Below are 25,419 nucleotides of genomic sequence, written 5' to 3'. Positions count from 1 at the left end.
GCCTCCGGCTCCACTGCGCGGCACCCAGTCGCGCAAGGAATAGTCAGTGAGGGCGATGTCCTGTAGGGAGCATTTACGTGAGGCAATGGCTATGCCGCTCGGGAACATCGCTTAATGAGGCAACACGACCGGACTCCGTAATCGTCGCGCTACACGCACCGCACGAGTGTTCAACCCGTCTGCCTTGGCGATCATGCCCGCCAGATCCAGGCCCGGTCGATCGTCGCGTGCTCCCGATGCCTTATCAGTATGCAAATTACGCGGATCGACACCCGCCGCGACCAGAGCGTCGCGCTGAAGATCGACAGTTTGGCGATCATCGGCCGATGACACTCGCATATATCCGACCAGCATGTACGACAAACTCTCAAAACCACTTTGTCGTACACTACGTCAAAGCGACAGGGTTTGTCGACTATTCAGGCGCAGGATTGCCGACCAAAGCCGAGGGATCACCCAAGGGTTTCCGAAAACATGTGATTGACGACAGCAAGCGACTTACGAGCTACCGGCAGCAATCGACCAGAGGCCAACCATTGCATGCATCCACCAGAATTGCGGATCGGCGAAGCGATCCCACATCTGCGCTTGCGCCGCGAAACGGCCTTCGAGCTTGTGGAAAGCCGCGAGCCTGTCAGTTGGCGGATGCGCGGCGCGAATGGACGGCATCACCACGAGTGTCACAAACGCCACGCTGCCGATCCAGAGCAGAACCGCGAGAACATGGATCGCCCGAGCTATGGTGATGTCGTCCATAACGTCTCCCGTCAGGCTGCCAGAAGTTCGTCCGCCGGGCCGAAGAACTCGTAGTGAATTCGGTCGGACGGCACACCGGCGAGCGACAGGGTCGAAACCGCATGACGCAGGAACGGGCGCGGTCCGCAAATATAGTAGTCGGCCTCACCGACCGGCGTGTTGGCGACGAGCCACTCATCGGTGATGATGCCGGAGACATCATAGTCCTGGCCCTGCGTTTCGCCTTCCAGCGGAGTTTGATGGAAATCGGTAACCGACACCGCCCTGCCCTGCCCAGCTACGGTGCGGACATGATCGCGCATCGCATGGGTGTCGCGATCATGGGTTCCGTGAATATAGTGAACGGGCACATCGGCGCCGCTCTGCGTAAGCGCCTCGAGCATCGCCACCATTGGCGTCAGGCCCACACCGCCGGAGAGGAGGACCACGGGACGTTCGACGTGATCGGAAAGGAAGAACTCGCCCGCCGGCGCGGCGACCTTCAACACGGTTCCGGGCTTCACCTCGTCATGAAGCCATCCCGAAGCCAGGCCCTGCGATTCGCGTTTCACCGAAATGCGATAGGTTTCGCCATTGGCAGCCGCCGAAATCGAGTAGTTGCGCTTGACCGGCGGATGTCCGGGAATCTCGAGCCAGAAAGTCAGGTACTGCCCCGGCTTGTGGTGCATGACAGGTCCGCCATCGACCGGGCGGAGAACGAAAGAATTGATGACGGTGCTCTCACGCACGACGTCCTCGACGCGGAAGTCACGCCAGCCATTCCATCCGCCGTCCGCGTCTTTCTGCTCCGTGTAAACGCGCTGCTCTCGGGCGATCAGGATATTGGCGAGGAACCAGTAAGCCTCGCCCCACGCGGCAAGGATTTCGTCGGTCGCCGCGTCGCCCAGTACCGCCTTGATCGCGCCAAGGAGCGCTTCGGCAACGTGTGGATAGTGCTCGGGCAGAATCTGTAGACCCACATGCTTTTGCGCGATCCGCTCGACCGCTGGCGCAAGCGCACCTAGATTTTCAATGTTGCTGGCATAGGCGAGAATGGCGCCCGTGAGCGCACGGGGCTGCGAACCCGTGTCCCCATGATGCGACTGATTGAAAAGATCGCGGATTTCCGGGTTCTGAAACATCCGGGAATACATTTCGTGTACGATATCCAGACCGTGCGCTTCCAGCGCGGGAACGGTCGCCTTAACGAGCGCGATGGTCTGATCGTTCAGAGGCTGCGACATGAACTTCTCCTTTTGAAATGTGCTGGAATTTCCGAAATGTCAGCGCGCGGGAGGTTGATCGTAAAAATCGACCTGCATCTTCATGGGCCCCATCGGCGTCACGAAATGCGGCTGCTGCGGCAGAACCAGTCCTGGCTGATCCGCTGTCAGCACGATCTCCGATGGAGGATCGAGGTAGGTGAGCTTGAGCTCGCCCTCCAGAACACGGATGAGGCCCCACACACCAGCCTTGGTATCGTGCCGCGTCCGCAAGGCAGCCGGTAGCGTATCCTGGTCGAACACCGGCGTGGAACGATAGGGAAGGATATCAGGCATAGCTTCGCACTCTCCGCCGTGGGTAATCCATTGTATCGGAATTGGTCGCCGAGCCTTCCGCGCCTTGCCGATCGAGCCTAAAAAACATGGCGAGCTGCAGACTTTCGGCGATCCGCTTCGCTTTCGCCTGCAAAGCGGCGGCGGCTTCGGGCGACATCATTTCGCTGGTCGTCTCAGCCCAAAGCATTAGCCATCGCTCGAATAGCGCCGGCGTAATTCGCGACTTGTGCTTCAAATGAGCTGGCACTGGTTGGCCTTTATATCGGCCACTGGTGAGCATCACCGACGACCAGAATGCCGCTAGCTTTTCGAGATGTTCGGGCCAATCGGCGATCGCGTTGTTGAAGATCGGCCCCAGCTCGGCATCCTCGCGGACCCGCGCATAGAACTGCGTTACCAGACGGTTCAGCCCTTCCTCATCAATCTGCCTGTCGCCACCCATTGAACGACTCCAAATCATGTATGCTACATGTATCATTGACTTGGAAACATGCAACAAAAATGCATATATTAATGCAGCGTCGATCGGGCGCTGTGACCGGGAAGCGACATGAAGCTGACGCGCTACACCGACTATGCCCTTAGGGTGCTGCTTTACCTTGGAGCGCGGCCTGATCGACTATGCTCGATTTCCGAGATGGCGGGTGCGTATGCGATCTCGCAGAATCATTTGATGAAGGTGGTTCACGACCTCGGTAAAGCCGGTTTTGTGGCGAGCGTTCGGGGGCGTCTTGGCGGAATCCGGCTCGCGCGGCCGCCGGGCGAGATAATCATCGGATCGGTTGTGCGGCACACAGAGGATGGATTCGATCTGGTCGATTGCGGGAGCTGCATCATCGCGCCGGCGTGCGGCGTGACGGGGGTTCTTAGCGAGGCGCTTGTCGCATTCATGGCCGTGCTTGACGGCTACACGCTCGACGACATGTTGGCGAAGCGGGTCGATATGCTCAGTCTCTTTGCACCCGAAGCGGCATAGATTGTCTGTCGATGGAGAAGGAGTGCGCCCGTTATCGTTGTGAGGGAGATGATGGCTCCCCAATCACCGTTCTGGAGTTTCATCACTTCGATCGAGCCGAAACGAACGCCGGTCGACGCCACTACCCAGGCGCGCGGCGCCTAGCTCTCTCCACCGGAGAGCCTGTCCGGTATATCGACCCCGCCACTTTTGAGGTTATCGGTACCGGGGAGTTGCTCCGGCGATGCGACCGGCGCTGAGATCCGCGCCGCCCTTTGCCGGTTTTCTCGGCGAACCAGCTCCTCATAGCGGCAGAGCGGAATCGATTCCGGATCGTCGTTCATGCGCCGAACCCCTTCTCCAGACCAGCGACCAGATCATCCAAATGCTCAAGTCCAATTGAAAGCCGTAGCAGGCCATCGCTAATGCCGGCCATTTGCCGCGCCTCAACGCCCATGTCGGCATGCGTCATTGTCGCCGGGTGAGAGATAAGGCTTTCGACGCCTCCCAGCGATTCTGCGAGCGTAAAGGTGCCGATCGCGGTAATAAAGCGGCGCACCGCCTCGACCCCGCCCTCCAACTCAAAGCTCAGCATGGCGCCGAAACCGTGCTGTTGGGATGTGGCAATGGCATGGCCTGGATGGGAAGCGAGACCAGGATAGTGAACAGCACACACTCGGGCGTGCTGTTCCAGATATTCGGCAATCGCGGCGGTGGTCTGCTGCTGCCGCTCGATGCGTGGGAACAGCGTCCTCAACCCTCGTAACGTCAGCCATGCATCATAGGGTGCGCCTGTCACTCCAATGACATTCGCCCAAGCAGCGAGCTTCAGGGCTTCGTCGGCATCGGCCGCGATAACGGCGCCGCCGATCACGTCCGAATGGCCGTTGAGATACTTGGTGGTGGAGTGGATCACATAATCCGCCCCGAGTTCGAGCGGCCTTTGCAGCGCTGGCGAGAGGAAGGTGTTATCGACCGCAACTCGCGCGCCGGCGGCCTTGGCGAGCGCGCAGATCCCGCGAATATCGATGACCCGCATCAGCGGATTGCTCGGGGTCTCCACCAAGACTAGCGTCGGCTTGTCGGAGAAAGCAACGGCGAGCGCATCCCCATCCGATTGATCGATAAATGTTACCCGGAATTGCCGTTTTGCGGCTCGCGCCAGCAGGAGGCGGCGGGTTCCGCCGTAGCAGTCGTGAGGTGCCAACACGAGATCGTCGGAATCGATCTGCGCCAGAAGCAGATCGACAGCGGCCATGCCGCTTGCCGTAATGACCGCACCCGCGCCATGTTCGAGGCGAGCAAGCGCTTCGGCGAGCATCGCCCGCGTCGGGTTTCCCGCGCGGCCATAATCAAATTCGCGCGGCTGCTCGAAGCTCTCGAAAGTGAAGGTGCTTGTCAGATAGATCGGCGGAGCCACTGCCCCAAATGCCGCATCGGTTGCCACGCCGTACGTTGCGGCAATCGTCTCGGGTGCTTGTTCTTTCGTCATCAGGGCCTCTTAATACACTGCAGGATCGCACTCAAACCTTCGACCGTGTTATTTGGCCTCGGGTATTTCACCAATCCGTGTCGTCCACGCCAGATTTTTCGGCGCTCGTTTCGTGTCGGACTTTGCATGCTGGAGCGCCATTCTCAGATCCCCTTCGAGACAGTCTTATACAATCCTATCCGACAACGCGCGAACGGCGTGGAAGTCACCGGTGCCACTGAACACACCAGCACGCGCTGCCAGCAGGTAAACCCTTGGAACGGATGCCCAGAAACGCCCGTTACTCTGGAGAGCGAGGACCGTATGGCGCAATACTCCACAGGCGACCATGTAAGCTGGAATTCCGAAGCCGGCCATGCGAGCGGCAGGATCATCAAGCTGCATGAACGGGATTTCGATTACAAAGGCCACCGGCATCGCGCCTCGAAGGAGGCGCCCCAGTACGAGATCGCCAGCGACAAGACCGACCACATCGCGGCGCACAAGGAAGACGCGCTGAAAACGATCGACTGATGGCGGCGGCCTTCACCACCATCGGTCACCCGCAATGACCGCTCTCGGCAGAAGCCTCCGTTCGGGACAGTAGCTTGAATGCCTCCTTTGCCCCAAACCCCGCCATTTCTAACGGACGCACGACAAACAGGTGTTTCCCGACGCCCTCAGGCCTTAGACCCAATGACTGCCTGAGCCATGAGGGCTTTGATCTGCGATGCTTCACCTGCGGAGGGTCAGCAACGGAGATGATTGATGGCAAAGAGATTGAAGTACATCGGGCTGGACGTGCACAAGGAGACGATCGCGGTGGCCGTGGCGGAGGGCGAACGCGGCGGCGAGGTTCGCTTTCATGGCACGATCCCGAATGAAGACGATGCCGTACGCGGTATGGTCAAGCGTCTGGCTGGACCTGGCATCACCCTTGATTTTTGTTACGAGGCGGGACCTTGCGGCTACGGCCTGCAGCGCCTTCTGACCCGACAGGGGCAACCCTGCATTGTCATTTCCCCCTCAATGATGCCGAGACGTCCTGGTGACCAGATCAAGACCGATCGGCGCGATGCAATGACGCTGGCGCGCCTGCTCCGCGCCGGAGAGCTGGCCCCGATCTGGGTGCCGGATGAAGCTCATGAGGCAATCCGCGATCTCATCCGTGCGCGGCGGTCGGCGCAGGAAGACACTTCGGCTGCCAAGCAATCGGTGCGCAGCTTCCTGCTTCGCCATGATCGCAGATTTTCCGGAAAGTCGGCATGGACCAAAACCTACTGGCGCTGGCTGTCGGAGCAACGTTTCGATTTCGCGCATCAGCAACTGGCTTTCGAGGAGGCCAAGCGTCGTGTCCTGGAGGCGCAGGCACGAACTGCACGCCTCGAGGCGGCGCTCGTCGAAGCGGTCGATGGCTGGCGGTTCGCACCGCTGGTTCGCAGTTTGCAGGCCCTTCGCGGTGTTCGCCTGATTGTCGCGGCAATCCTGGTCGCGGAGGTCGGCGACTTGACGAGGTTTCAGAACCCCAAGCAGTTGATGGCTTACCTCGGGCTGGTCCCGTCGGAATATTCGAGTGGCGCGCGAGTTCAGCGTGGCCGGATCACGCGCGCCGGAAACGCTCATGCCCGCACCATGCTGGTCGAGGCGGGATGGACCTATCGACTTCCTGCCCGCGAAGAGCGACGTTACCGGGATCGCGTTGCGGATCTTCCCGAAGATATTCAGGCGATCGGTTGGAAGGCTCAGGTGCGGCTATGCCAGCGGTTCCGCCGCCTCTCGGCGACAGGCAAGCCGCAACCCAAGGTCAACACGGCGATCGCCCGTGAACTTGTGGGTTTCGCCTGGGACATCGCCCGTCGCGTGCAACCGGTGGTGGCGGTCTGACCCGCCAGGGGTAGAGCTTCGGCTCTGGCCTTTGGCGACATAGGCATGGCCGGTGTGTCGCGGGCGCCCGACTGTGATGGGCAATCCTCGGTGTACGTTGGGGCAGGCAAGTCCGATGCCCGTGCTTAGAGTGAGGAAGGTCCAGCGACGGAAACGGGTATTGCGGTAATCAATCCGCGGATGAGAGCGTGATCAATCGTCGTCGATCAGGAGCCCGCGGCACTCCGGCCATGCCAAATTCACCGCTAGCCCAAAGGCCAGCGAACGCGTAAACTCGCCTTGTAACGCAGATGGCAGTCATGAGAGCGTATATCTGTGCCCGTTTTATGTGACGCCCCCGATTATGCCCTGCGCGTGCTCATGACCCTTGCGACCGCCGACCGGCACCTGTCGGTCGACGAGATTGCCCAGCGCTTCCGGATTTCGCGCAACCACCTCGCCAAGGTGGTGCAGGGCCTGCAGGCCGCCGGGCTGGTCGAGACCTTTCGCGGCCGCGGCGGCGGGATGCGTCTGGCGCGGCCGGCGGAGACCATCACCGTGGGCGAGGTGGTGCGCCGGTTCGAGAACCTCGACGCCTTCGTGTCCTGCTTTGCCGCCGGATCGGGCTGCGTCATCAACGGCATGTGCGGATTGAAGCCGCTGCTGAGCGAGGCGATGGAGGATTTTCTCGCGCGGCTCGATCAGCGCCGTATCAGTGAACTTGTGCCCGATGTGAGGGCTTTCCGCGAGCGCCTGTTGCGCGAGCCGCAGCCGAGCCCCGCCTGACCCGCCAACGCCCCGCACATCTGCACCGAGGAGGACAGCCAATGGCCCTGCATCATGCCAGTTCAGGCGAAGTGATCGATCTTGCCGCATCGGCTGACCAGCCCGGCACCAGGGCCATCGTCAAGACCGACCGGTTCGAAGCCATCCGCCTGGCGCTGGGGCAAGGGGATACCATTCCCGCTCACCGGCTCGCATCGCAGATTACGCTGCACTGCCTCGAAGGCTCGGTGAGCGTGAAGGTCGCGGGCGGCATGCTGACGCTCGGAACCGGCCAATGGGTGTTCTTCGATGAAAACGCGGTGCACGGGATCGATGCCGTGACCGACAGCGTGCTGCTGATAACCATCATGTTGCCAATAGACACGCCCACCTAGACCGTTGGCGTGACTGCGCCCGCCAGCACGGTCTGATGCGCCAGCACGGCCAGCAGATCCGAGCGGGTAACGATGCCCATCAACCGGTTGCCATCCACCACCGGAGCGGCCTGCACCCCGCCATCGGCGAGCAGTTGAACCAGCACCCCCACACCGTCATTCGGCGCGACGGTCTTCAGCCGCGTCGTCATGATGTCGCTTGCGCAAAGCGCGCGGTTCGCCGGATCGACCATACCGCGGAGGCTCCCGACGAACCCGCCCGCAGTCGGCAGCGCCAGCGTGCGGGCGCGCTGGATCAGGTCGTTCTGGGATATGATCCCTTCAAGCCGCCCCCCATCGCCCACGACCGGCAGGGTCTTGAAATGGTGCTTGCGAAACAGATCGGCCACAATGCCCAGCTCGGCCTCCGGTCCGACCGAGACAATATCGCGCGACATGACCCCGCCGCAGGTCAGTCCGCCAAAGTGGCGGCGCGCCGCCTCGGCCTCGGCTGCGGCGAGGATGCGGCCAAAATCCTCGGCACCGATATTCGCCCCGAGATTGAAGCGCTCGAGCACGCGCTCCAACTCGTCGGGCGTCAGGCCGAGCCGCCGGTCGGGCGCGGCATCGCCGGTCTTATGCCCGCCTTCTTCCCCCGGCTGCCGAAACGGATAATGGCGACCGGTCAGGCGATTGTAGCCAATCGCCAGCAGCACCAGCAACGCCGTATCGAGCAACACCGGCGACAGGGCGAAACCGATACCGATGTCGCCGCCCTCGAGCGCGAACAGCACCGTTGCCAGCGCCACCGCACCACCGGGCGGGTGCATCGCGCGCAGGCTCGCCATGGCGATGATCGCGCCGCCCACCGCCAATCCCACACTGATTTCCGCAGGCAGGACGAATTGCAGCACCGCTAAAGCCGCCAGGGCCGAAGCCGTGTTGCCGACGACTGCCGACCATGGCTGGGCCAGCGGGGAATTGGGGATGGCAAACAGCAGAAACGCGCTCGCGCCGAGCGGGGCGATTAACAAGAAGCTCGCAAGATCGCCGCGCCAGGCACTGAGCACCACGAGCAGCCCGGCACTAAGCGAGAGCGCCAGCCCCGCACCCAAAGCCGCCCGCAGCGCCTGGCGCAGGCGCACATGCACGCGCATCTGGCCGGAAAGCGACAGCGGAGCCGAAGCGTCGCCTTTTTGAAGCAAGGCGTTACTGCCGGTCGGACTGGGTGTTTTCGGCGCCATCGGCGTTCTTTCTGGCATCATGAGCGGCAATTCGCCTGCCGTTCAGGCATAACGCACGAGGCACGATCGCGCACCGGACAAAGCCGATAGAAATTCTTTGCTGGCGAGCAGCGCGTAAGCAATCCCCCCGCTCACTCCAAAGTTCAGGGCGCGTTACCGATCACAGGATCGGACTGACCCCGAACAACAGCGGATGGATCAGAATCAAAACAAGGTAAAGCGCCCCGCCCGCTACCAGACGCAGCGGCTGTCCGAACATCACCGCCCCCGGCCCGGGCCGCACGATCACACGGTGCAGCCGCTGCCACTCGGGCCCCATCTCGCGCTGACGGCGACGGTCAATCAGCCGTCCTCCAAGCAGCGCGAAGGCGGCGAAAATGCCGAACATGACGACATGGGCGAGTGTCCCGTTGGCGAAGGCATGCGCCCCCGCCCACAGCGCGAGCGCGGCCAGCAAGGGGTGGCGCATCCAACCGACGATACCCGGCCGAGCGGGGTCGAACGCGGCAGCGTTCGCGCCGCCGAAGGAAAACGGATTGGGTCTGCCTATGGCGAGCACAAGGATCAGGCAGACAACTGCCATTACCGCCAGCACCAGATGGTTGTGCCAAGGCTCCCAAGCCCACAGCATGACAAAGGGCGCCCGGCCAGCCGCCGTAATCAACCAGGCCAGCAGCGCCAGCGACAACAGCGAATAGGCGATGCTAAAGCCGCGCTGACCCACCAGGCCTACCAGCCAGGGCTTGACCGGGGCGCGCACCGGAACGGCATGCGAAAGAAGGAACACGCCGAGCGCGGCAATGAACTCGGTCCAGGCCATGGCTAACCCGCCGCCTGACGCGGGCGCAGGAGCATCGGGCCATAAAGCGCCGCGAAGCCGGCAAACGCCCCGATCCAGCCCATGCCGGACAGGCTGTGCAATGCGTCCGCAGCCTCGGGCCAGGCGCCGGCCGCAATCCGTGCCAACACCGCAACGACTACCGCCGCATAGATGGCCATTGTCCCGCGCCCCGCGGTCAAGGCGCGGCCCGTGTGGCCCAAAGTCGCACGCGTCATCACCGCCAGCGTCATCAATCCCAAGCCACCCGCCGTCCACAAATGCTGCGCGCTGCCTGGGCCAATCCAGCTATATCCGAGAATCTCCACCGCCCCCACCAGCGCCCCCAGCGGCACAAAGGCATAGCCGACATGCAGCACCGTAACGAGCGGCTCGGCGAAGGTGCGATCCCCCGCCCAACGCGCCATACGCGCCAAATGCAGGCCCCCGGCAAGCGCCAGCGCCATGCCGGTGAAGGCCGCGACGGGCAGCACCACCCATGCCAGCAGTGCCGCCAGCAGCACGCCGAGCGCGGCCAGATCGAAGCGCTGCATCGGCGGTGTCGGCAGGCGGCCCTCGCCCTGTTTGGCAAGCCAGTTGCGCGTGAAGGACGGCACGATCCGCCCGCCGATCACCGCGATCATCATCAGCACCGCGGCGAGGCCGAGGCGCAGCCCCATGCCCTGCGCGGCATAGGCACCGGTCGCCGCCTCCCAGTGGAACAGCGCATTGGCGCAGCCGAACACCGCCAGCAAGCCCACCACCGGAAGGTTGCGCCAGTTCTTGCCGACCACGATCTCGCGGCCCAGCAGGAAGGCCAGCAGAGCCACCAGCGCCAGATCGGCCGCCGCAACCGCGAGCGGAGGCAGCCCTTGCGAGACACTCACCGCCGCCCGCCCTGCCAGCCATGCCGCGACTAGCCCGGCCAGCGGCCAACCGGTCACCGGCAAACCTCCCGTCCAGTTGGGAACGGCGGTCAGCAGGAACCCGGCAATGATCGCCCCGAGATAGCCGAACAGGAATTCGTGCGCGTGCCATGACACGGGATCGAAGGCGGTCGGGAGCGTCAGTCTGCCCGCCAGCATTGCCACCCACAGCCCCATCGCCAGCGCCGCCCACAGCGCGCCCAGCAGGAAGAACGGCCGGAACCCGAAGCTCAGCAGCGCCGGACCGCGCCAGGCGCGCTGGCGCTCCATCGTGGTGGCGGCGGCGTTCATGGGCGGTCTCCTCGAGGACGAACGGGCTGTCTGCGGCAGACGGGTTTGCAAGCGCGGCGATGCCGAGTAGGGCGGCGGCAACCACAAACCCGGATGTGCCCCTTCGCATGATCGCCCCGCCCGCCCCCGCTATCGTCATCGCCGCCGGGGGGGAAGGCCAGCGGATCGGCGGGGGCAAGCCGCTGCGCCTGCTCGGCGGCCAGCCGCTGCTGGCTCATGCGATCGCGAACGCCGCGGCGCAGTCGGACTGCATGGCGGTGGCGGTGCGCGAACAGGGCCGGATCGATGCGGGCGGGTTGCCGCTGCTGTGCGATGCCGTTCCGGGACGCGGGCCGATCAGCGCGCTTGCCAGCGCCTTTAGCTTTGCCGCCGCGCAGGGCCGGCCCGAGGTGCTGCTGATCGGCTGCGACCAGCCCTTCCTGCCGCGCGATCTCGCGGCGCGGCTCGGTGCGGCGCTGGGCGCGAACAAGGTCGCCATGCCGGTCAGCCGCGGCAAGTATCAACCCCTGGCGGCGCTGTGGCGTGTGGATGAGGCGGCGCTGGCCGATTACATCGCGGCAGGCGGTGCGTCGCTGTGGCGCTTCGCCGCCGTGCAGGGCGTGGTTCATGTCGCATGGCCCGAGACCGGCGCGCTCGATCCCTTCGCCAATATCAACGATCCCGATGCTCTGGCCGAGGCGGAGACACATCTCAGCCGCCTTGCTCGAAAGCCAGCGCGCTGACCGACGCACCTGCCGCTAGGGCAGGTGCGTCGGGCGCGCGGCGGATCAACCAATCCGCTCGGGCGAGCGGGCCTTGCGCGCCGCTGTCCTGATTGGTGAGCGGCACCAGCCCCTCATTCTCCCAAGCCGCGCGCACGAAGCTTTCCCGCCCGCCATTCGCAGGCAAGGGCGCGGCCAGCGGCAGGCGCCGCCAGCGCAACACGTCGCGGATCGACTGGCCTTGCAGAGCGCCGAGCAGCGGCGTCAGGAACAATCGCGCCGTGACCATCGCCGAGGTCGGATTGCCCGGCAGGCCTAGAACCCATTTTCCCTGCGCCAGCCCCAGCCATACCGGCTTGCCGGGCTTGATCGCGACCTTGGAAAACACCAGGTCGAGCCCGTGGCATTCGAACATCGGCTTGGCGAGATCGTGCTCCCCGACCGAGGCGCCGCCGGTGACGATCACGAGGTCGGCCTCCGCCAGGGCCGCTCCTGCAAGCTTTTCCAGATCGGGCAGGCAATCCCCGCCGATCGCCTGCCGCACGATCCGCGCCCCGGCCTGTTCGGCCATCGCCGCCACGCCGAAGCTGACGCTTTCGGGAACCCTGCCAGAGTGGAGATACGCTGCGCCTGGCACCGCCAGTTCGTCCCCAGTGGCGATGATCGCCACCTGCGGTCGCCGAATGACCGTGACTTGCGCAAGATCAGCGGCAGCCGCCGCGACCATCGCCCGCGCGCCAAGCCGGGCGCCCGCTTCGAGCAGGACATCTCCGGCGGCGAAATCGCTGGCCGCCGTGCGCACGTGCCAACCCGGGCCGTACCCTTCGGCAAAGCGCACGCCATCGCCCTCGCGCTGCGCATATTCCTGCATGATGCAGCGGTCAGCGCCGATCGGCAAAGCTGCGCCGGTGAAGATCCGCACTGCCTCGCCCGCGCCCAGCAAGCCGGAAAAGGCGGCACCCGCCCTCGCCTCACCGATCACCATCAGCGATTCTCCCGGCCGGGTCGAAGCGTCCAGCACCGCATAGCCATCCATTGCCGCCACCGGGACACGCGGGCTGTCGCTTCGCGCAGTGATTCTTGCAGCCAGCACCCGGCCCGCTGCCCCGGCAAGCGGCACCGCTTCCGCCCCGAGCGTCCGGACCACGCTCTCAAGCAGCGCCAAAGCCTCGTCGAACGTGATCACGCACACACATCCCTCAGACGCGGCAGTGCGCCCGCGATCGAACACGGCTTGTGGCGACTGTCGAACTCCAGCTCCAGCAGGCCGTCCCATGCATCACGGCACGCGCCGGTCGATCCCGGAACGCAGAAGATAAAGGCATCCCCTGCCTGCCCGGCAAAGGCCCGCGACTGCATCGAGGCAACCCCGACGCTGGTGAGGCTTTTCTGGTGAAAGGCGACAGAAAACCCGTCCATCTCGCGCCGCAGCAGCGGTTTGACCGCTTCGGGCGTGTTGTCACGCGGGGAAAAGCCGGTGCCGCCGGTGGTGAGGATGATCTCGATCTCGGGCCGCGCGAGCCACGCCTGCAACTGCGCGCGAATCTCGGCGATCTCGTCACGCACGATGGCGCGGTCGTGCAGGTGGTGCCCGGCTCCCTGCAACCGCTCGCACAGCAATGCGCCCGAGGTATCGGTTTCAAGGTTGCGGGTATCCGAGATGGTCAGCACCGCCATGCCCAGCGGGTAAAAGGTCAGGCTTTGGTCAATTCCCGGCATTGTCATTCACCTTGTCGCGCCAACGCTGCGCGTCTTCCCGGTCCCGCGCGGTCGGCTCGATCCAGGTCGAGATGCCATCATGCTCCTCGCGTTTCCAGAACACTGCCTCAGTCTTGAGCCGGTCCATGAGGTAGTCCGCCGCCTCGAAGGCCGCCCTGCGGTGGCGTGCAGCAGTGGCGACGAAAACGATGGGTTCGCCCGGCGCGATCGGGCCTGCGCGGTGGATGACGATACTGGCGGTAATCGCGAACCGGCTATGCGCGTCGGCCGCGATCGCTTTCATCGATTGGAGGGTAACGCCGCGATAGCACTCCAGCACCAGCGAGGAGACCGCCGCACCATCCGCGCCGCGCCCCCGGGCCCGCCCCGTGAAGCTGACAACCGCGCCTTCATCCTCGAGCGCCGCGGAAAACGCGGCCAGCCGCAGCGACGGTTCGAAGGGGGCCTGCGCCAATTCGACCTGCATCGTCATCCTCCCGACACCGGCGGAAAGAGCGCGACCCGATCTCCGGGGCGCACCATCGCATCATTGGCGACGATGGTTTCATTGATGCAGGCCCTGATGCGGATGCGACGAAGCGCCTCGCCAAGTGCCGGGTAGGCGCTGGCCAGATCGTCCAACATCGCTGTCACCGGCAGTCCGTTTTCCGGGACGGCGAGCCCCAGCACCGGCCCGCAAGCATCGGCGAGGCGCCCGCACAGTTCGATGTCGAGTCGCGCTTGTTTCATGATCATCCTCCGATGGACGCGAGATGCGGAGTTGCACCGCTGTTGCCCGAATGCAGCCGATGCGCGGGGGCCTTGGTGCCCACAACTGCGCGGATGCGGGTGATGAGAGGCGCGGGGTCATCAGCGGCGATGAGCGGGCGCAGATCGATCCCGCCATCGCCGAACAGGCACAGATGCAGCTTGCCATCCGACGACATGCGCAACCGGTTGCAGCTGGCGCAGAAATCCCGTGAATAGGGCGCGATGATGCCAATGCGTCCCTTGGCGTGGGGATGGCCGAGTTCAACCGCCGGCCCGGCGCCTGCCGCGCGCGGCAGTCGCTTCCAGCCCGCAGCCTCCAGTCGATCGATCACGCTTTGCCCTGCCACATGGTGCCGGTCAAAGAAGGCGGTGTTGTCATTGGTGCGCATCACTTCGATGAAGCGCAGCGACAGATCGCGGGTGGTGACGAATTGGACCATCGCCGCGAGTTCATCATCATTGACCCCGCGCATCAGCACGGCGTTCAGCTTGATACTCTCAAACCCCGCATCCCGCGCTGCCTCGATCCCGCGCAGCACTTCGCCCAGGCGGTCATGTCCGGTGATCGCGGCAAAGCGCGCCGGATCGAGCGAATCGACGCTGATATTGATCGCATTCACCCCGCAATCGCGCCACGCCTGCGCCCGCTCGGCGAGGCGATAGCCATTGGTCGTCATCGCCACACGGCGGATGCCGGGCACGCTGGAGACCGCGCTGGCGACATTCTCGAAATCGCGCCGCAACGTCGGCTCGCCGCCGGTCAGCCGCACCTTCCACAACCCCAGCTGCGCGAAAGCCGTCACCGCGCGGCGAATTTCCTCAACCGTCAGTTCCGCGGGACGCTGGCACGGCTTCTTGTAGCCATCGGGCAGGCAATAGGTGCAGCGGAAGTTGCACACTTCGGTCAGCGACAGGCGCAGGTATTCGAACCGGCGACCGATCGCGTCAGACAGCGGCAGGACATCGGGGGAGCGAGGGATGGTCACTGCACCAGCGGCCCGTCCGCAATCGGCAGGTCAACCCCTTCGACGGTGGTCTGGCTGGCGAGGATCGACAGGTATTGCGCCACCGCCTTGCGGGTGGTGGTTTCCTCCAGATAGTCGCGGATGGTCGCCTCCACGGCTTCGAACGGCAATTGCTGCCCCTCGGCCCGGCGTCCGGCGCGGATCACGTGCACGCCAAAGCGGGTGCGCACCGGCTCTGGGCACAGCTCGCCTTCGCCAAGGTCGAACAGCGCGGCTTCGAATTCGGCGACGGTCTGCCCCTTGCCGATCTGGCCGAGATTGCCGCCCTGTTCCTTCGACGGGCAGGCCGATTTGGCTCGCGCCAGCTCGCCGAAACAGGCCGGATCAGCTTGCAGCGCCCGGATCGCCATGCGCGCATCGCCGACCGCAAGGCTATAGGCGAATTCATCCGCCGGGTTGGCCGAGAACAGGATGTGCTCGGCCTCGACCAACGTTTCGGAGGCGAAGCGTTCGCGGTGGCGATCATAGAAGCGCCGCGCCTCGGCCTCGGTAGCCTCGGGCACGCGAACTTCGCTCTCCAGCAGCGCGTCGATCTTCGCATCATCCGCGGCGAGCGCGCGGCCCTGCGCGTCCTCGCGTTCGCCAGGATCGATCCCGAGCCGCTCGGCTTCGGCCAGCAGCAATTGCCGGATGGCGAGCGCCTCGGCGGCTTCGGTCCACGCCGTGGCGGCATCAGGCGCGGGGTGGTTCTGCGCTTCGGCGGCGATGGCGGTGGCGGGGATTTCCACACCGCCGACCCGCACTGCAGCCCGTTCGATCACCTCATCCATGGCTGAGGCTCCGGCGCGAGCGCACGATCTGATAGCCGCTGCGCCACAGGTAGCGCACCGGCGCGCTCAGCATGTGCACCAGCCGGGTGAAGGGGAACAGCAGGAAGATCGTCAGCCCCAAAAACAGGTGCAGTTTGAAGATGATATGCACATCGGCAATGTGGCTTGCCGCACCGCTACGGAAGGTGAAGATGCTCTGTGCCCAGGTCATGAACTTGACCATCTCGTGCCCGTCGAGATGCCCCGCCGACAGCGGGATCGTGGCGAGGCCCAGCGCCAGTTGCACCCACAGGATGAGGATGATGGCATTGTCGCTGAAGTTCGAGGCGGCCCGCACGCGCGGGTCGAAGAAGCGGCGATGGATCAGCAGGCTTGCGCCGATGATCGCGGCCACTCCCGCAATCCCGCCAGCGACGATCGCCAGCAATTGCTTGGCCCCGTGGCTGATGCCCAGCGCATCGAACAACGCAATCGGGGTTAAGAGCCCGACAAGGTGGCCGACAAAGATGAACAGCACGCCGACATGGAACAGCACCGATCCCACCATCAGCTGCTTGCGCCGCAAGAGCTGGCTGGAACCCGAACGCCAGCTGTAGGGCTCGCGGTCGAAGCGGATGATCGAACCCAGCGCCAGCACCGCCAGCGCGATATAGGGATAGATGCCGAACAGCAGATTGTGGAGGAAGTCGGCCATGGTTCAGCTCCTTTTCGCAAGGATTTCGGGCAGGGGTGCGCGCATCCGGTCAAGGATGGCGCTGACCTGCGGGCAGGCGGCGGTGGGATCGGGCGCGGCATCGGCGGTGAAGCGGATTTCCTCCTCCTCCCACTGCGCGTCGAGTTCTTCGAGGGTTTCGGGGTCTTCGGCGGGCGGCAGCGCGTTGACCGCCGCTTCGTCCATTTCCAGCCCGGCGATCTCGCACAGCAGCGCGAATACAGGGGCATAGTCCGATCCCTTGTCCGCCAGCCGCGCTGCCAGCGCGATCAGCACCACGCCGGGCTCGGCCAGCGTGTCGCGAGCCAGCGGATCGGGCAGGGTCGAACAGTAGTCGAGGAACAGCGGCAGGTAATCGGGCAGCTCATTGCCCGCCGGCTCCAGCCCTGCATCAAGGTAACGGGCGCGCAGATCGACCATTGCCTGCCCCCGGTCGCGGCTTTCGCCGTGAACGTGTTCGAACAGGTGCAGGCTGTGCGCCCGGCCCCGGTCGAACAGATCGACATAGGCTTCCTGCACATCATAGATGTCAGCTGTGGCAAGCCGGGTCAGCAGCGGTTCGCACGCGGCGACGGCGGCTTGCGGCAGGGCCGGATCGGTGCTGAGCCGCTGGCGGATTTCACCTGCCACCGCCTGCAATTCAAGCGAGGGATATTGCAGCAGCAGCGAAATGAGATGAAGGCTGTGCATCAGAACACCTCCGAAGGGGTCTGGAGTTTCTTGCGGGCCGGCGGGGCGCCGAACAGGTTGGTCTCGTTCGACCCGCCCGAACAGCCATTGCCGAAGCTGAAGCCGCAGGAACCGCGTTCCTCGAACATGTCCTCGGCATCCTCGCGGTGGCCGGTGGGGATCACGAAGCGATCCTCGTAATCGGCCAGCGCCATCACCTTGTACATCTCCTCGATCTGTGCGCCCGTCAGGCCGACGGCTTCGGCGATGCCTTCATTGTGCACACCCTCGATCGATTTCGACCGCATGTAGCCGCGCATTGCCAGCATCCGTTCAAGGCACAGGGCCACCGGTTCCTCGTCGCCTGCGGTCAGCAGATTGGCGAGGTATTTGAGCGGGATGCGAAGCGAGCGCACATCGGGCATGTTGTTGTTGACGCTGATCTGCCCGGCGCTGGCTGCGGCATTGATCGGCGAGAGCGGCGGCACATACCACACCATCGGCAGGGTGCGGTATTCGGGGTGGAGCGGGAAGGCGACCTTCCATTCCATCGCCATCTTCCACACCGGCGAGCGGCGCGCAGCCTCCAGCCAAGCTTCGGGCACGCCGTCCTTACGCGCCTGTTCAATCACCGCCGGATCATGGGGATCGAGGAAGATATCAAGCTGCGCCTGATACAGATCCTCGACATTTTCAGCCGATGCGGCTTCCTCGATGCGGTCGGCATCATAGAGCATCACGCCGAGATAACGGATGCGCCCGACGCAGGTTTCGCTGCACACCGTCGGTTGCCCCGCCTCGATGCGCGGATAGCAGAAGATGCACTTTTCCGATTTGCCGGTTTTCCAGTTGTAATAGATCTTCTTGTAGGGGCAGCCTGACACGCACATGCGCCAGCCGCGGCAGGCCTCCTGATCGATCAGGACGATCCCGTCTTCTTCCCGCTTGTAGATCGCGCCCGAGGGGCAGGCGGCCACGCAGGTCGGGTTGAGGCAATGTTCGCACAGCCGCGGGAGATACATCATGAAGGTGTTTTCGAACTGGCCGTAGATTTCCTTTTGCACCCCTTCGAAGTTGTAATCCTCCGAACGCTTGGCGAATTCCCCGCCAAGGATTTCCTCCCAGTTCGGCCCCCATTCGATCTTCTCCATCCGCTGGCCCGAAATCAGGCTGCGCGGGCGGGCGGTGGGGAAGGCCTTGCTCTCGCCCGCCTTTTGCAGGTGGGCGTAATCGAAGGTGAAGGGTTCGTAGTAATCGTCGATCTCGGGCAGATCGGGATTGGCGAAGATTTTCGCCAGCATCCGCCACTTGCCGCCCATTTTCGGGCGGATCGAGCCACCAGCAGTCCGCACCCAGCCGCCGTTCCAGCGCTTCTGGTTTTCCCAATCCTTGGGGTAGCCGATGCCGGGCTTGGTCTCGACATTGTTGAACCAGGCGTATTCCATGCCCTCGCGGCTGGTCCACACGTTCTTGCACGTCACCGAGCAGGTGTGGCAGCCGATGCACTTGTCAAGGTTCAGGACCTTGCCGATCTGCGCGCGGATTTTCATGCTGCGGTCTCCCCTTCAGCGAGGGCCCCTTCGAGCCAGTCGACCTTTGTAAGCTTGCGGACGATCACATATTCGTCGCGGTTCGATCCCACGGTGCCGTAATAGTTGAACCCGTAGGCGAGCTGGACATAGCCGCCGATCATGTGGGTGGGCTTCAGCACGGCGCGGGTGACGGAATTGTGGATGCCCCCGCGCTGCCCGGTCAGGGGCGATCCGGGGACGTTCGTGATCTTCTCCTGCGCGTGGTACATGAACAGCGTGCCTTCCTTCATCCGCTGCGAGACGACCACGCGGGCCACCAGCGCACCGTTGGAATTGAAGGTTTCCACCCAATCATTATCGACCAGCCCCGCCTTGGCGGCGTCCAACTCGCTCATCCACACAATCGGCCCGCCGCGCGACAGCGTCAGCATCAGCAGGTTGTCGGTATAGGTCGAGTGGATGCCCCATTTCTGGTGCGGGGTGATGAAGTTGAGGATCACGTGCGGCGCGCCCTTGGCTTCGTCGAGCATCGGCTGCACCGCCTTGGTGTCGATCGGCGGGCGGTAGACGCAGAAGCCCTCGCCGAAGGCGCGCATCCACTTGTGATCCTGATAGAGCTGCTGACGCCCGGTCAGCGTGCGCCACGGGATCAGCTCGTGGACGTTGGTGTAACCCGCGTTGTAGCACACGTGCTCGCTTTCCAGCCCCGACCAGGTGGGCGAGGAGATGATCTTCCTCGGCTGGGCCTGAATGTCGCGGAAGCGGATCTTCTCGTCTTCCTTGGGAAGCGCCAGATGGGTGTGATCGAGGCCGGTCTTCTTGCCCAGATCCGCCCACGCCTTGACCGCGACCTCGCCATTGGTTTCGGGCGCAAGCATCAGGATCACTTCGGCGGCATCGATCGCGGTTTCGATCTGCGCCATGCCCTTGCTCGGCCCGTCCTTCTGCACCGGGCCGTTGAGCTTGCGCAGCGCTTCGACTTCGTGATCGGTGTTCCAGCCGATCCCCTTGCCGCCATTGCCAAGCTTTTCCATCAACGGGCCGAGCGCGGTGAAGCGGTTGTAGAGATTGGGGTAATCCCGCTCCACCAGCGCGACATTGGCCATGGTCTTGCCGGGAATCGGCTCAGCCTGTCCCAGCCCCCAGTCGGCCACGTCATAAGGCTGTGCGATCTCGTTCGGGCTGTCGTGCTGGATCGGGGTGAGCACCACGTCATGTTCAACGCCGAGCACCTCGGGGGCGACTTCGGAGAACTTCTTGGCGATGCCCTTGTAGATGTCCCAGTCGCTGCGCGATTCCCACACCGGGTCCACTGCCGCCGAGAGCGGGTGGATGAAGGGGTGCATATCCGAGGTGTTGAGATCGTCCTTCTCGTACCAGCTCGCTGTCGGCAGGACGATGTCGGAATAGACGCAGGTGGTCGACATGCGGAAGTCGAGCGTCACCAGCAGATCAAGCTTCCCCTTGGGCGCTTCATCGTGCCACTTCACTTCCTTGGGCTTGACCGCGCCGGTTTCGCCCAGGTCCTTGCCCTGCACGCCGTGGGCGGTGCCGAGCAGGTGCTTGAGGAAATATTCGTGGCCCTTGCCCGACGAACCCAGGAGGTTCGAGCGCCACACGAACATGTTGCGCGGCCAGTTGGCGGGATCATCGGGATCAAAGCACGACATTTCCAGCGTGCCGGCCTTGAAACCTTCGGCGACATATTCGCCCGGGGTCTTGCCGCTGGCCTTGACCGCCTTGCCGACTTCGAGCGGGTTGGTCTTCAATTGCGGCGCGGATGGCAGCCAGCCCATGCGTTCGGCGCGCGCGTTGTAGTCGATGAGGCTCGCGTCCCAGTCGCCATCAGGCGCGGTGGGGGAAAGAATTTCCTCCACCCCCAGCGTCTCGTACCGCCACTGATCGGTGTGGGCGTAGAAGAAGCTGGTCGAGTTCATGTGCCGCGGTGGGCGGTTCCAGTCGAGCGCGAAGGCGAGCGCGGTCCACCCGGTCTGCGGGCGCAGCTTTTCCTGCCCGACATAGTGCGACCAGCCGCCGCCCGACTGGCCGACACAGCCGCACATCACCAGCAGGTTGATAATCCCGCGGTAATTCATGTCCATGTGATACCAGTGGTTGAGCCCTGCGCCCAAAATCACCATCGACTTGCCCTTGGTCACCTCGGCATTCGAGGCGAATTCGCGGGCCACGGTGATGATGTGATCGGCCGGCACCCCGGTGATCTTTTCCGCCCACGCCGGGGTGTAAGGCTCCATCGCGCCGTAATCGCGCGCGACATGATCGCCGCCCAGCCCCCGGTCGAGGCCGTAATTGGCGCAGAAAAGATCAAACACGGTGGCGACAAACGCCTTGCCGTCCTTCAATTGCACCTGCCGCACCGGCACCCGGCGCTTCAGCACGCTGGGGTGATCGGTGCCCTGGAAGTGATCGTGCTCAAGATTGCCGAAATAGGGGAAGGCGACCTCGATCACCTCGTCATGCTGGCCATCAAGGATATTGGTGAGGCGCAGCCGGGTGGCATTGCCGCGCCCGTCCTTTTCCTGCAGGTTCCACTTGCCTTCCTCGCCCCAGCGGAAACCCGCCGAGCCCGACGGCACCACCACTTCATCGGTCGCCTCGTCGATGGCGACGGTTTTCCAGTCGGGATTGTTGGCCTCGCCCAGGCTGCCGAGGAAATCGGCGGCGCGCAGCAGATTTTCAGGCATCCATGCGCCGTCCTTTTCCACCAGCTTCACCAGCATCGGCATGTCGGAATATTTGCGGCAGTAATCCTCGAAATATTCGGCCTGCCGGTCGAGGTGATATTCGCGCAGGATCACATGGCCCATCGCCATCGCCAGCGCCGCATCGGTGCCCTGCTTGGGGTTGAGCCACAGATCGGCAAACTTGGTCGCCTCGGCGTAATCGGGGCTGACGACCGCGACCTTGGTGCCGCGATAGCGGGCCTCGGTCATGAAGTGCGCATCGGGGGTGCGGGTTTGCGGGACGTTCGAGCCCCACATCATCAGGAACCCGGCATTGTACCAGTCGGCGCTTTCGGGAACGTCGGTCTGTTCGCCCCAGGTCTGCGGGCTGGAGGGCGGCAGGTCGCAATACCAGTCGTAGAAACTCATGCAGGTGCCGCCGAGCAGCGAGAGATAACGTGATCCGGCCGCATAGCTCACCATCGACATCGCCGGGATGGGCGAGAAGCCGATGATCCGGTCAGGGCCGTAAGTCTTGGCGGTGTAGGCATTGGCAGCCGCGATGATTTCGTTCACTTCGTCCCAGGTCGAACGCACCATGCCGCCATGGCCGCGGATCGCGGTGTAGCTTTTGCGCTTGGCCGGATCCTCGACGATCGAGGCCCATGCCGCTACCGGCGTGCGCAGCACCCGGGCCTCACGCCACAGTTTCAGCAGGCGCGAACGCACCATCGGATATTTCAGCCGCTGGGCGGAATAGATGTACCAGCTGTAGCTTGCCCCACGCGGGCAGCCGCGCGGTTCGTGGTTGGGAAGGTCAGGCCGGGTGCGCGGATAATCGGTCTGCTGGGTTTCCCAGGTGATGATCCCGCCCTTGACGTAGATCTTCCAGCTGCACGATCCGGTGCAGTTCACCCCGTGGGTGCTGCGCACAATTTTGTCGTGCTGCCAGCGCTTGCGATAGCTGTCCTCCCAGTCGCGGTTCTGGTTGGTGGTGACGCCGTGTCCGCCGGCAAAGGCCTGCTTGGGCTGGCGGAAGAAGGTCAGGCGGTCGAGAAGCTGGCTCATGCAGCGGCTCCTTTCAGGGGTGCAGGTTGGACGGCGGGAGCAGGCGTGCGCCCGCGTTCGATATCGTGCAGCAGGCCGCCGCGGCGGGTGTAGATGAACCACGTCAGCGCGGCGCAGCTGGCGTAGAAGATGAAGAAGCCCCATAGGGCCGCCATCGGCGATCCGGTTGCAGCAATGGCGCTGCCGAAGCTCTTGGGGATGAAGAAGGCGCCGTAGGCCGCAATCGCCGAGGTGAAGCCGACGATGGCCGCCGATTCCTTCTCTGCCTGCTTGAGCGCCGCATCGGGGGTGAGTTCCGGCATCAGGCGCGGAACTTCCTGCCGCATGATGTTGGGGATCATCTGGAAGGTCGAGGCATTGCCGACCCCGGTCATGAAGAACATGAAGATGAACATGCTCAGGAAGCCCCACCAGCTAGCGGCCTGGATAAAATACATGACCCCGAACACGCCCAGCATCATCAGCACGAACACCCAGAAGGTGACCCGCGCGCCGCCCCACTTGTCCGACACCCAGCCCGTGCCCGCCCGGCTCAGCGCGCCGACGAGCGGGCCGAGGAACACGAATTGCAGCACGTCCACTTGCGGAAACTGCTGCTTGGCGAGCAGCGGCAGGCCGGCCGAAAAGCCGATGAAGCTGCCGAAGGTGCCGGTATAAAGCCAGCACATCAGCCAGTTGTGCTTGCGCTGGAAGATCACCGCCTGTTCGGCAAAGCTGGCCTTGGCATCGGCGATATCGTTCATCCCGAACCACGCCAGCAGGCTGCTGGCAATGATGAAGGGCACCCACACGAACCCGGCGTTCTGCAGCCACAGCTGGCCGCCTTCCGCGGTCTGCTGGGCCGCCCCGCCCAACGCGCCGAACACGCCGGCCGTGATGATCAGCGGTACCGCGAACTGCATCACTGAGACCCCAAGGTTGCCGAGGCCCGCATTGAGCGCCATCGCATTGCCCTTCCGCGCCTTGGGGAAGAAGAAGCTGATGTTCGACATCGACGAGGCGAAATTGCCCCCGCCGAACCCGCACAGCAGCGCCAGCACCAGGAAGATGATGTAGGGCGTCTGCGGGTTCTGGACCGCATAGCCGATGCCGAAGGCCGGGATCAGCAGCGAAGCGGTGGACAGCGTGGTCCACAGCCGTCCGCCGAAGATCGGCACCATAAAGCTGTAGAAGATCCGGAACGTCGCTCCCGACAGCCCCGGCAACGCCGCCAGCCAGAACAGCTGATCGGTGGTATAGGCGAACCCGACCTGCGGCAGCTTGGCGACCACCACCGACCACACCATCCACACCGCGAAGGCGAGCAACAGGGCCGGGATCGAGATATATAGGTTGCGCCGTGCAATACGTTCGCCCGTCGTTTCCCAGAAATCGGGATCCTCGGGCTTCCACTCAGCCAGCACCTTGCTCGGCTGGGCGGCAGCGTGGCGGGTTTCGTCGTGCAGGCCCGCCATTTCCGGGAATTGCGGCAGGCTGCGCGCGTCGATCCCGCTCGCTTTCTGCTCCATCTGGCGGATGGCAATGTGCATCCATGCCAGCGCCACGCCGACCAGTGCGAACAGCACCATGAAGCAGCTGGTCCAGATGCCGGTAAGGTCGCTCACCGCGCCGAACACGATCGGCAGCACGAACCCGCCCAGGCCGCCGACCAGGCCCACCAGCCCGCCGACCGCGCCCACGTGATGGGGGTAATAGACCGGAATATGCTTAAACACCGCCGCCTTGCCCAGCGACATAAAGAAGCCGAGCACGAACACCGTGATCACGAAGGGCACCAGCCCCATCGAGGTCGAAAACGCGATGTCACCCTCGATCCCGTGGATCACGTAATCGGTCGCCGGGTAGGACAGCATGAACAGGCACACCAGCGACACGCCAAAGGTCGCGTACATGATACGGCGTGCGCCATACTTGTCCGACAGCATCCCGCCATAAGCGCGGAACAGGCTGGCCGAGAGCGAGAAGGTCGCGGCCAGCATGCCGGCGGTTTTGACATCAACCTGATACAGGCTGACCATGTATTGCGGCAGCCACAATGCCAGCGCGACGAAGGCCCCGAACACGAAAAAATAATAGAGCGAGAAGCGCCACACCTGCTCGTTCTTGAGCGGTTCGAGCTGGTCCTTGAGAGTGCGCGCCGGGATGCCGCCGGCCTTGCGCGCGGCATATTCGGGATCGTCCTTGGCAAGGATGAAGAACAGCACGGCGACCACCGCGAGCACGGCCGCCCATACCTGCGCCACGCCCTGCCAGCCGATCGCCACCATCACCCAGGGCGCAAGGAACTTGGTCACCGCCGCGCCGACATTGCCCATCCCGAAGAAGCCGAGCGCCGAGCCCTGCTTTTCGAGCGGATAGAACTTGGAGACATAGGCCACGCCCACCGCAAATCCGCCGCCCGCCAGCCCGAGGCCGAGTGCGGCCAGCAGCATCAGGTAGTAATTGTCGGCATAGGACAGCAGGAAAGTCGATGCCGCCGAAGCGAGCATCGTCAACGGAAAGACGATCCGCCCGCCGAACTGGTCAGTCCAGATGCCCAGCATCAGCCGCACCAGCGATCCGGTGAGGATCGGTGTGCCGATCAGCAGGCCGAACTGGGTGTCGTTGAGGCCCAGTTCCGCCTTGATCTCGATCCCGATGATCGCGAAGATCGTCCACACCGCAAAACAGATCGTGAAGGCAAAGGTGCTCAGCCCCAGTGCGAGGCCTTGTTCACCTTGCGTTGCTGTAACCCCCGGTCCCATGTGCAACTCCCATGCCGATCATCATCGCGGCTCCACCGCAGTCCA

The 25,419-nt window shown here is 63.9% G+C and carries 25 protein-coding genes and 2 pseudogenes; 6 read left to right on the top strand and 21 right to left on the bottom strand.

The features are described from left to right. Window positions 1-174: 174 nt before the first annotated feature. The 5 genes and pseudogenes from EWH12_RS22470 to EWH12_RS11425 form a co-directional block, all read right to left on the bottom strand. A pseudogene (locus tag EWH12_RS22470) lies at window positions 175-354 on the bottom strand (recombinase family protein); the annotation flags it as partial. Between the two features lie 156 nt (window positions 355-510). After that, window positions 511-756: pseudogene (locus EWH12_RS11440) on the bottom strand (hypothetical protein); the annotation flags it as partial. 11 nt (window positions 757-767) lie between these two features. Then, window positions 768-1,979, bottom strand: a complete 1,212-nt coding sequence (gene hmpA / locus EWH12_RS11435) for an NO-inducible flavohemoprotein (protein ID WP_129926640.1) — start codon at window positions 1,977-1,979, stop codon at window positions 768-770. A 39-nt stretch (window positions 1,980-2,018) separates the two neighbouring features. Further along, on the bottom strand, window positions 2,019-2,294 hold the full coding sequence (locus EWH12_RS11430) for a TehB family protein (protein ID WP_129926639.1): 276 nt from the start codon (window positions 2,292-2,294) through the stop codon (window positions 2,019-2,021). Further along, entirely contained in the window at window positions 2,287-2,736 is a 450-nt protein-coding gene (locus EWH12_RS11425; RefSeq protein ID WP_129926638.1) for a group III truncated hemoglobin, read from the bottom strand. The genes EWH12_RS11430 and EWH12_RS11425 overlap by 8 nt, the downstream gene beginning before the upstream one ends. A gap of 108 nt (window positions 2,737-2,844) precedes the next feature. On the opposite strand from EWH12_RS11425, the gene EWH12_RS11420 reads away from it, so the two are divergent. Next, window positions 2,845-3,270: an Rrf2 family transcriptional regulator gene (locus EWH12_RS11420; RefSeq protein WP_129926637.1), complete on the top strand. Its 426-nt coding sequence runs from the start codon at window positions 2,845-2,847 to the stop codon at window positions 3,268-3,270. Between the two features lie 140 nt (window positions 3,271-3,410). Here the strand turns inward: EWH12_RS11420 and EWH12_RS11415 are convergent, their stop codons facing one another. Together EWH12_RS11415 and metB are read right to left on the bottom strand one after the other, a co-directional pair. Next, window positions 3,411-3,593 carry a hypothetical protein gene (locus EWH12_RS11415; RefSeq protein WP_129926636.1) on the bottom strand — a complete coding sequence of 61 codons (183 nt, stop codon included), beginning with the start codon at window positions 3,591-3,593 and terminating at the stop codon, window positions 3,411-3,413. Beyond that, window positions 3,590-4,741 carry a cystathionine gamma-synthase gene (gene metB, locus EWH12_RS11410; protein WP_129926635.1) on the bottom strand — a complete coding sequence of 384 codons (1,152 nt, stop codon included), beginning with the start codon at window positions 4,739-4,741 and terminating at the stop codon, window positions 3,590-3,592. Before metB ends, EWH12_RS11415 begins: the two co-directional genes overlap by 4 nt. 126 nt (window positions 4,742-4,867) lie before the next feature. On the opposite strand from metB, the gene EWH12_RS22655 reads away from it, so the two are divergent. From EWH12_RS22655 to EWH12_RS11390, 4 genes are all read left to right on the top strand, one after another. After that, window positions 4,868-5,254, top strand: a complete 387-nt coding sequence (locus tag EWH12_RS22655) for a hypervirulence associated TUDOR domain-containing protein (protein WP_242496027.1) — start codon at window positions 4,868-4,870, stop codon at window positions 5,252-5,254. A gap of 234 nt (window positions 5,255-5,488) precedes the next feature. After that, window positions 5,489-6,604, top strand: a complete 1,116-nt coding sequence (locus tag EWH12_RS11400; RefSeq protein WP_129926634.1) for an IS110 family RNA-guided transposase — start codon at window positions 5,489-5,491, stop codon at window positions 6,602-6,604. A 315-nt stretch (window positions 6,605-6,919) separates the two neighbouring features. Next, window positions 6,920-7,369, top strand: coding sequence for an RrF2 family transcriptional regulator (locus EWH12_RS11395; RefSeq protein WP_277986025.1), 450 nt, complete (start codon window positions 6,920-6,922; stop codon window positions 7,367-7,369). Between the two features lie 41 nt (window positions 7,370-7,410). Beyond that, a complete protein-coding gene (locus EWH12_RS11390; protein ID WP_129926632.1) occupies window positions 7,411-7,743 on the top strand; it encodes a cupin domain-containing protein in 333 nt (110 codons plus the stop codon). On the opposite strand, the gene EWH12_RS11385 is transcribed toward EWH12_RS11390, so the two are convergent. The 3 genes from EWH12_RS11385 to EWH12_RS11375 all read right to left on the bottom strand — a co-directional run bounded on the left by EWH12_RS11385 (window position 7,740) and on the right by EWH12_RS11375 (window position 11,000). Next, a complete protein-coding gene (locus tag EWH12_RS11385) occupies window positions 7,740-8,966 on the bottom strand; it encodes an HPP family protein (protein WP_165363615.1) in 1,227 nt (408 codons plus the stop codon). The two genes, EWH12_RS11390 and EWH12_RS11385, sit on opposite strands and share 4 nt — an antisense overlap. 160 nt (window positions 8,967-9,126) lie before the next feature. Beyond that, window positions 9,127-9,786: an NnrU family protein gene (locus tag EWH12_RS11380; protein ID WP_129926630.1), complete on the bottom strand. Its 660-nt coding sequence runs from the start codon at window positions 9,784-9,786 to the stop codon at window positions 9,127-9,129. Window positions 9,787-9,788: 2 nt separating this feature from the next. Continuing rightward, window positions 9,789-11,000 carry an NnrS family protein gene (locus EWH12_RS11375; protein ID WP_129926629.1) on the bottom strand — a complete coding sequence of 404 codons (1,212 nt, stop codon included), beginning with the start codon at window positions 10,998-11,000 and terminating at the stop codon, window positions 9,789-9,791. A gap of 107 nt (window positions 11,001-11,107) precedes the next feature. Here EWH12_RS11375 and mobA point away from each other — a divergent pair, with 107 nt between their 5' ends. Next, window positions 11,108-11,722, top strand: a complete 615-nt coding sequence (gene mobA, locus EWH12_RS11370; RefSeq protein ID WP_165363614.1) for a molybdenum cofactor guanylyltransferase — start codon at window positions 11,108-11,110, stop codon at window positions 11,720-11,722. On the opposite strand, the gene EWH12_RS11365 is transcribed toward mobA, so the two are convergent. The 11 genes from EWH12_RS11365 to EWH12_RS11315 are packed head-to-tail and all read right to left on the bottom strand — an operon-like array spanning window position 11,691 to window position 25,374. Beyond that, window positions 11,691-12,887, bottom strand: coding sequence for a molybdopterin molybdotransferase MoeA (locus EWH12_RS11365; protein ID WP_129926627.1), 1,197 nt, complete (start codon window positions 12,885-12,887; stop codon window positions 11,691-11,693). The two genes, mobA and EWH12_RS11365, sit on opposite strands and share 32 nt — an antisense overlap. Beyond that, window positions 12,884-13,420: a molybdopterin-binding protein gene (locus EWH12_RS11360; RefSeq protein WP_129926626.1), complete on the bottom strand. Its 537-nt coding sequence runs from the start codon at window positions 13,418-13,420 to the stop codon at window positions 12,884-12,886. The genes EWH12_RS11365 and EWH12_RS11360 overlap by 4 nt, the downstream gene beginning before the upstream one ends. Beyond that, entirely contained in the window at window positions 13,407-13,886 is a 480-nt protein-coding gene (locus EWH12_RS11355) for a molybdenum cofactor biosynthesis protein MoaE (protein ID WP_129926625.1), read from the bottom strand. Before EWH12_RS11355 ends, EWH12_RS11360 begins: the two co-directional genes overlap by 14 nt. 2 nt (window positions 13,887-13,888) lie before the next feature. Next, window positions 13,889-14,149 (bottom strand): MoaD/ThiS family protein, encoded by a 261-nt coding sequence (locus tag EWH12_RS11350; protein ID WP_165363613.1) that lies wholly within the window; start codon window positions 14,147-14,149, stop codon window positions 13,889-13,891. A 2-nt stretch (window positions 14,150-14,151) separates the two neighbouring features. After that, window positions 14,152-15,156 carry a GTP 3',8-cyclase MoaA gene (moaA, locus tag EWH12_RS11345; RefSeq protein ID WP_242496026.1) on the bottom strand — a complete coding sequence of 335 codons (1,005 nt, stop codon included), beginning with the start codon at window positions 15,154-15,156 and terminating at the stop codon, window positions 14,152-14,154. Continuing rightward, complete coding sequence (locus tag EWH12_RS11340) at window positions 15,153-15,965, bottom strand: peptidylprolyl isomerase (RefSeq protein ID WP_129926623.1); 813 nt, start codon at window positions 15,963-15,965, stop codon at window positions 15,153-15,155. Before EWH12_RS11340 ends, moaA begins: the two co-directional genes overlap by 4 nt. Beyond that, window positions 15,958-16,659 (bottom strand): respiratory nitrate reductase subunit gamma, encoded by a 702-nt coding sequence (gene narI, locus EWH12_RS11335; RefSeq protein ID WP_101794589.1) that lies wholly within the window; start codon window positions 16,657-16,659, stop codon window positions 15,958-15,960. The genes EWH12_RS11340 and narI overlap by 8 nt, the downstream gene beginning before the upstream one ends. Before the next feature lie 3 nt (window positions 16,660-16,662). After that, the gene (gene narJ, locus EWH12_RS11330) at window positions 16,663-17,367 is read right to left on the bottom strand and encodes a nitrate reductase molybdenum cofactor assembly chaperone (protein ID WP_129926622.1); all 705 of its coding nucleotides are present in this window, start codon (window positions 17,365-17,367) and stop codon (window positions 16,663-16,665) included. Next, window positions 17,367-18,896 (bottom strand): nitrate reductase subunit beta, encoded by a 1,530-nt coding sequence (gene narH, locus EWH12_RS11325; RefSeq protein WP_129926621.1) that lies wholly within the window; start codon window positions 18,894-18,896, stop codon window positions 17,367-17,369. The genes narJ and narH overlap by 1 nt, the downstream gene beginning before the upstream one ends. Further along, on the bottom strand, window positions 18,893-22,630 hold the full coding sequence (locus EWH12_RS11320; protein WP_129926620.1) for a nitrate reductase subunit alpha: 3,738 nt from the start codon (window positions 22,628-22,630) through the stop codon (window positions 18,893-18,895). Before EWH12_RS11320 ends, narH begins: the two co-directional genes overlap by 4 nt. Then, a complete protein-coding gene (locus tag EWH12_RS11315; RefSeq protein ID WP_129926619.1) occupies window positions 22,627-25,374 on the bottom strand; it encodes a nitrate/nitrite transporter in 2,748 nt (915 codons plus the stop codon). The genes EWH12_RS11320 and EWH12_RS11315 overlap by 4 nt, the downstream gene beginning before the upstream one ends. Window positions 25,375-25,419: the final 45 nt, after the last annotated feature.

The organism is Sphingobium cupriresistens, assembly GCF_004152865.1.
GTDB classification, from domain to species: domain Bacteria; phylum Pseudomonadota; class Alphaproteobacteria; order Sphingomonadales; family Sphingomonadaceae; genus Sphingobium; species Sphingobium cupriresistens.
Note: the sequence above shows the minus strand (reverse complement) of the source record. Positions and strands in the feature narration are given on the sequence as shown.

Bases quoted from the DNA above. Each gene is read 5' to 3' on its own strand.
- hmpA (WP_129926640.1), bottom strand. From the start codon at position 1,979: ATGTCGCAGCCTCTGAACGATCAGACCATCGCGCTCGTTAAGGCGACC.
- EWH12_RS11430 (WP_129926639.1), bottom strand. From the start codon at position 2,294: ATGCCTGATATCCTTCCCTATCGTTCCACGCCGGTGTTCGACCAGGAT.
- EWH12_RS11425 (WP_129926638.1), bottom strand. From the start codon at position 2,736: ATGGGTGGCGACAGGCAGATTGATGAGGAAGGGCTGAACCGTCTGGTA.
- EWH12_RS11420 (WP_129926637.1), top strand. From the start codon at position 2,845: ATGAAGCTGACGCGCTACACCGACTATGCCCTTAGGGTGCTGCTTTAC.
- EWH12_RS11415 (WP_129926636.1), bottom strand. From the start codon at position 3,593: ATGAACGACGATCCGGAATCGATTCCGCTCTGCCGCTATGAGGAGCTG.
- metB (WP_129926635.1), bottom strand. From the start codon at position 4,741: ATGACGAAAGAACAAGCACCCGAGACGATTGCCGCAACGTACGGCGTG.
- EWH12_RS22655 (WP_242496027.1), top strand. From the start codon at position 4,868: ATGCTGGAGCGCCATTCTCAGATCCCCTTCGAGACAGTCTTATACAAT.
- EWH12_RS11400 (WP_129926634.1), top strand. From the start codon at position 5,489: ATGGCAAAGAGATTGAAGTACATCGGGCTGGACGTGCACAAGGAGACG.
- EWH12_RS11390 (WP_129926632.1), top strand. From the start codon at position 7,411: ATGGCCCTGCATCATGCCAGTTCAGGCGAAGTGATCGATCTTGCCGCA.
- EWH12_RS11385 (WP_165363615.1), bottom strand. From the start codon at position 8,966: ATGGCGCCGAAAACACCCAGTCCGACCGGCAGTAACGCCTTGCTTCAA.
- EWH12_RS11380 (WP_129926630.1), bottom strand. From the start codon at position 9,786: ATGGCCTGGACCGAGTTCATTGCCGCGCTCGGCGTGTTCCTTCTTTCG.
- EWH12_RS11375 (WP_129926629.1), bottom strand. From the start codon at position 11,000: ATGAACGCCGCCGCCACCACGATGGAGCGCCAGCGCGCCTGGCGCGGT.
- mobA (WP_165363614.1), top strand. From the start codon at position 11,108: ATGATCGCCCCGCCCGCCCCCGCTATCGTCATCGCCGCCGGGGGGGAA.
- EWH12_RS11360 (WP_129926626.1), bottom strand. From the start codon at position 13,420: ATGCCGGGAATTGACCAAAGCCTGACCTTTTACCCGCTGGGCATGGCG.
- EWH12_RS11355 (WP_129926625.1), bottom strand. From the start codon at position 13,886: ATGCAGGTCGAATTGGCGCAGGCCCCCTTCGAACCGTCGCTGCGGCTG.
- EWH12_RS11350 (WP_165363613.1), bottom strand. From the start codon at position 14,149: ATGAAACAAGCGCGACTCGACATCGAACTGTGCGGGCGCCTCGCCGAT.
- EWH12_RS11340 (WP_129926623.1), bottom strand. From the start codon at position 15,965: ATGGATGAGGTGATCGAACGGGCTGCAGTGCGGGTCGGCGGTGTGGAA.
- narI (WP_101794589.1), bottom strand. From the start codon at position 16,659: ATGGCCGACTTCCTCCACAATCTGCTGTTCGGCATCTATCCCTATATC.
- narJ (WP_129926622.1), bottom strand. From the start codon at position 17,367: ATGCACAGCCTTCATCTCATTTCGCTGCTGCTGCAATATCCCTCGCTT.
- narH (WP_129926621.1), bottom strand. From the start codon at position 18,896: ATGAAAATCCGCGCGCAGATCGGCAAGGTCCTGAACCTTGACAAGTGC.
- EWH12_RS11320 (WP_129926620.1), bottom strand. From the start codon at position 22,630: ATGAGCCAGCTTCTCGACCGCCTGACCTTCTTCCGCCAGCCCAAGCAG.
- EWH12_RS11315 (WP_129926619.1), bottom strand. From the start codon at position 25,374: ATGGGACCGGGGGTTACAGCAACGCAAGGTGAACAAGGCCTCGCACTG.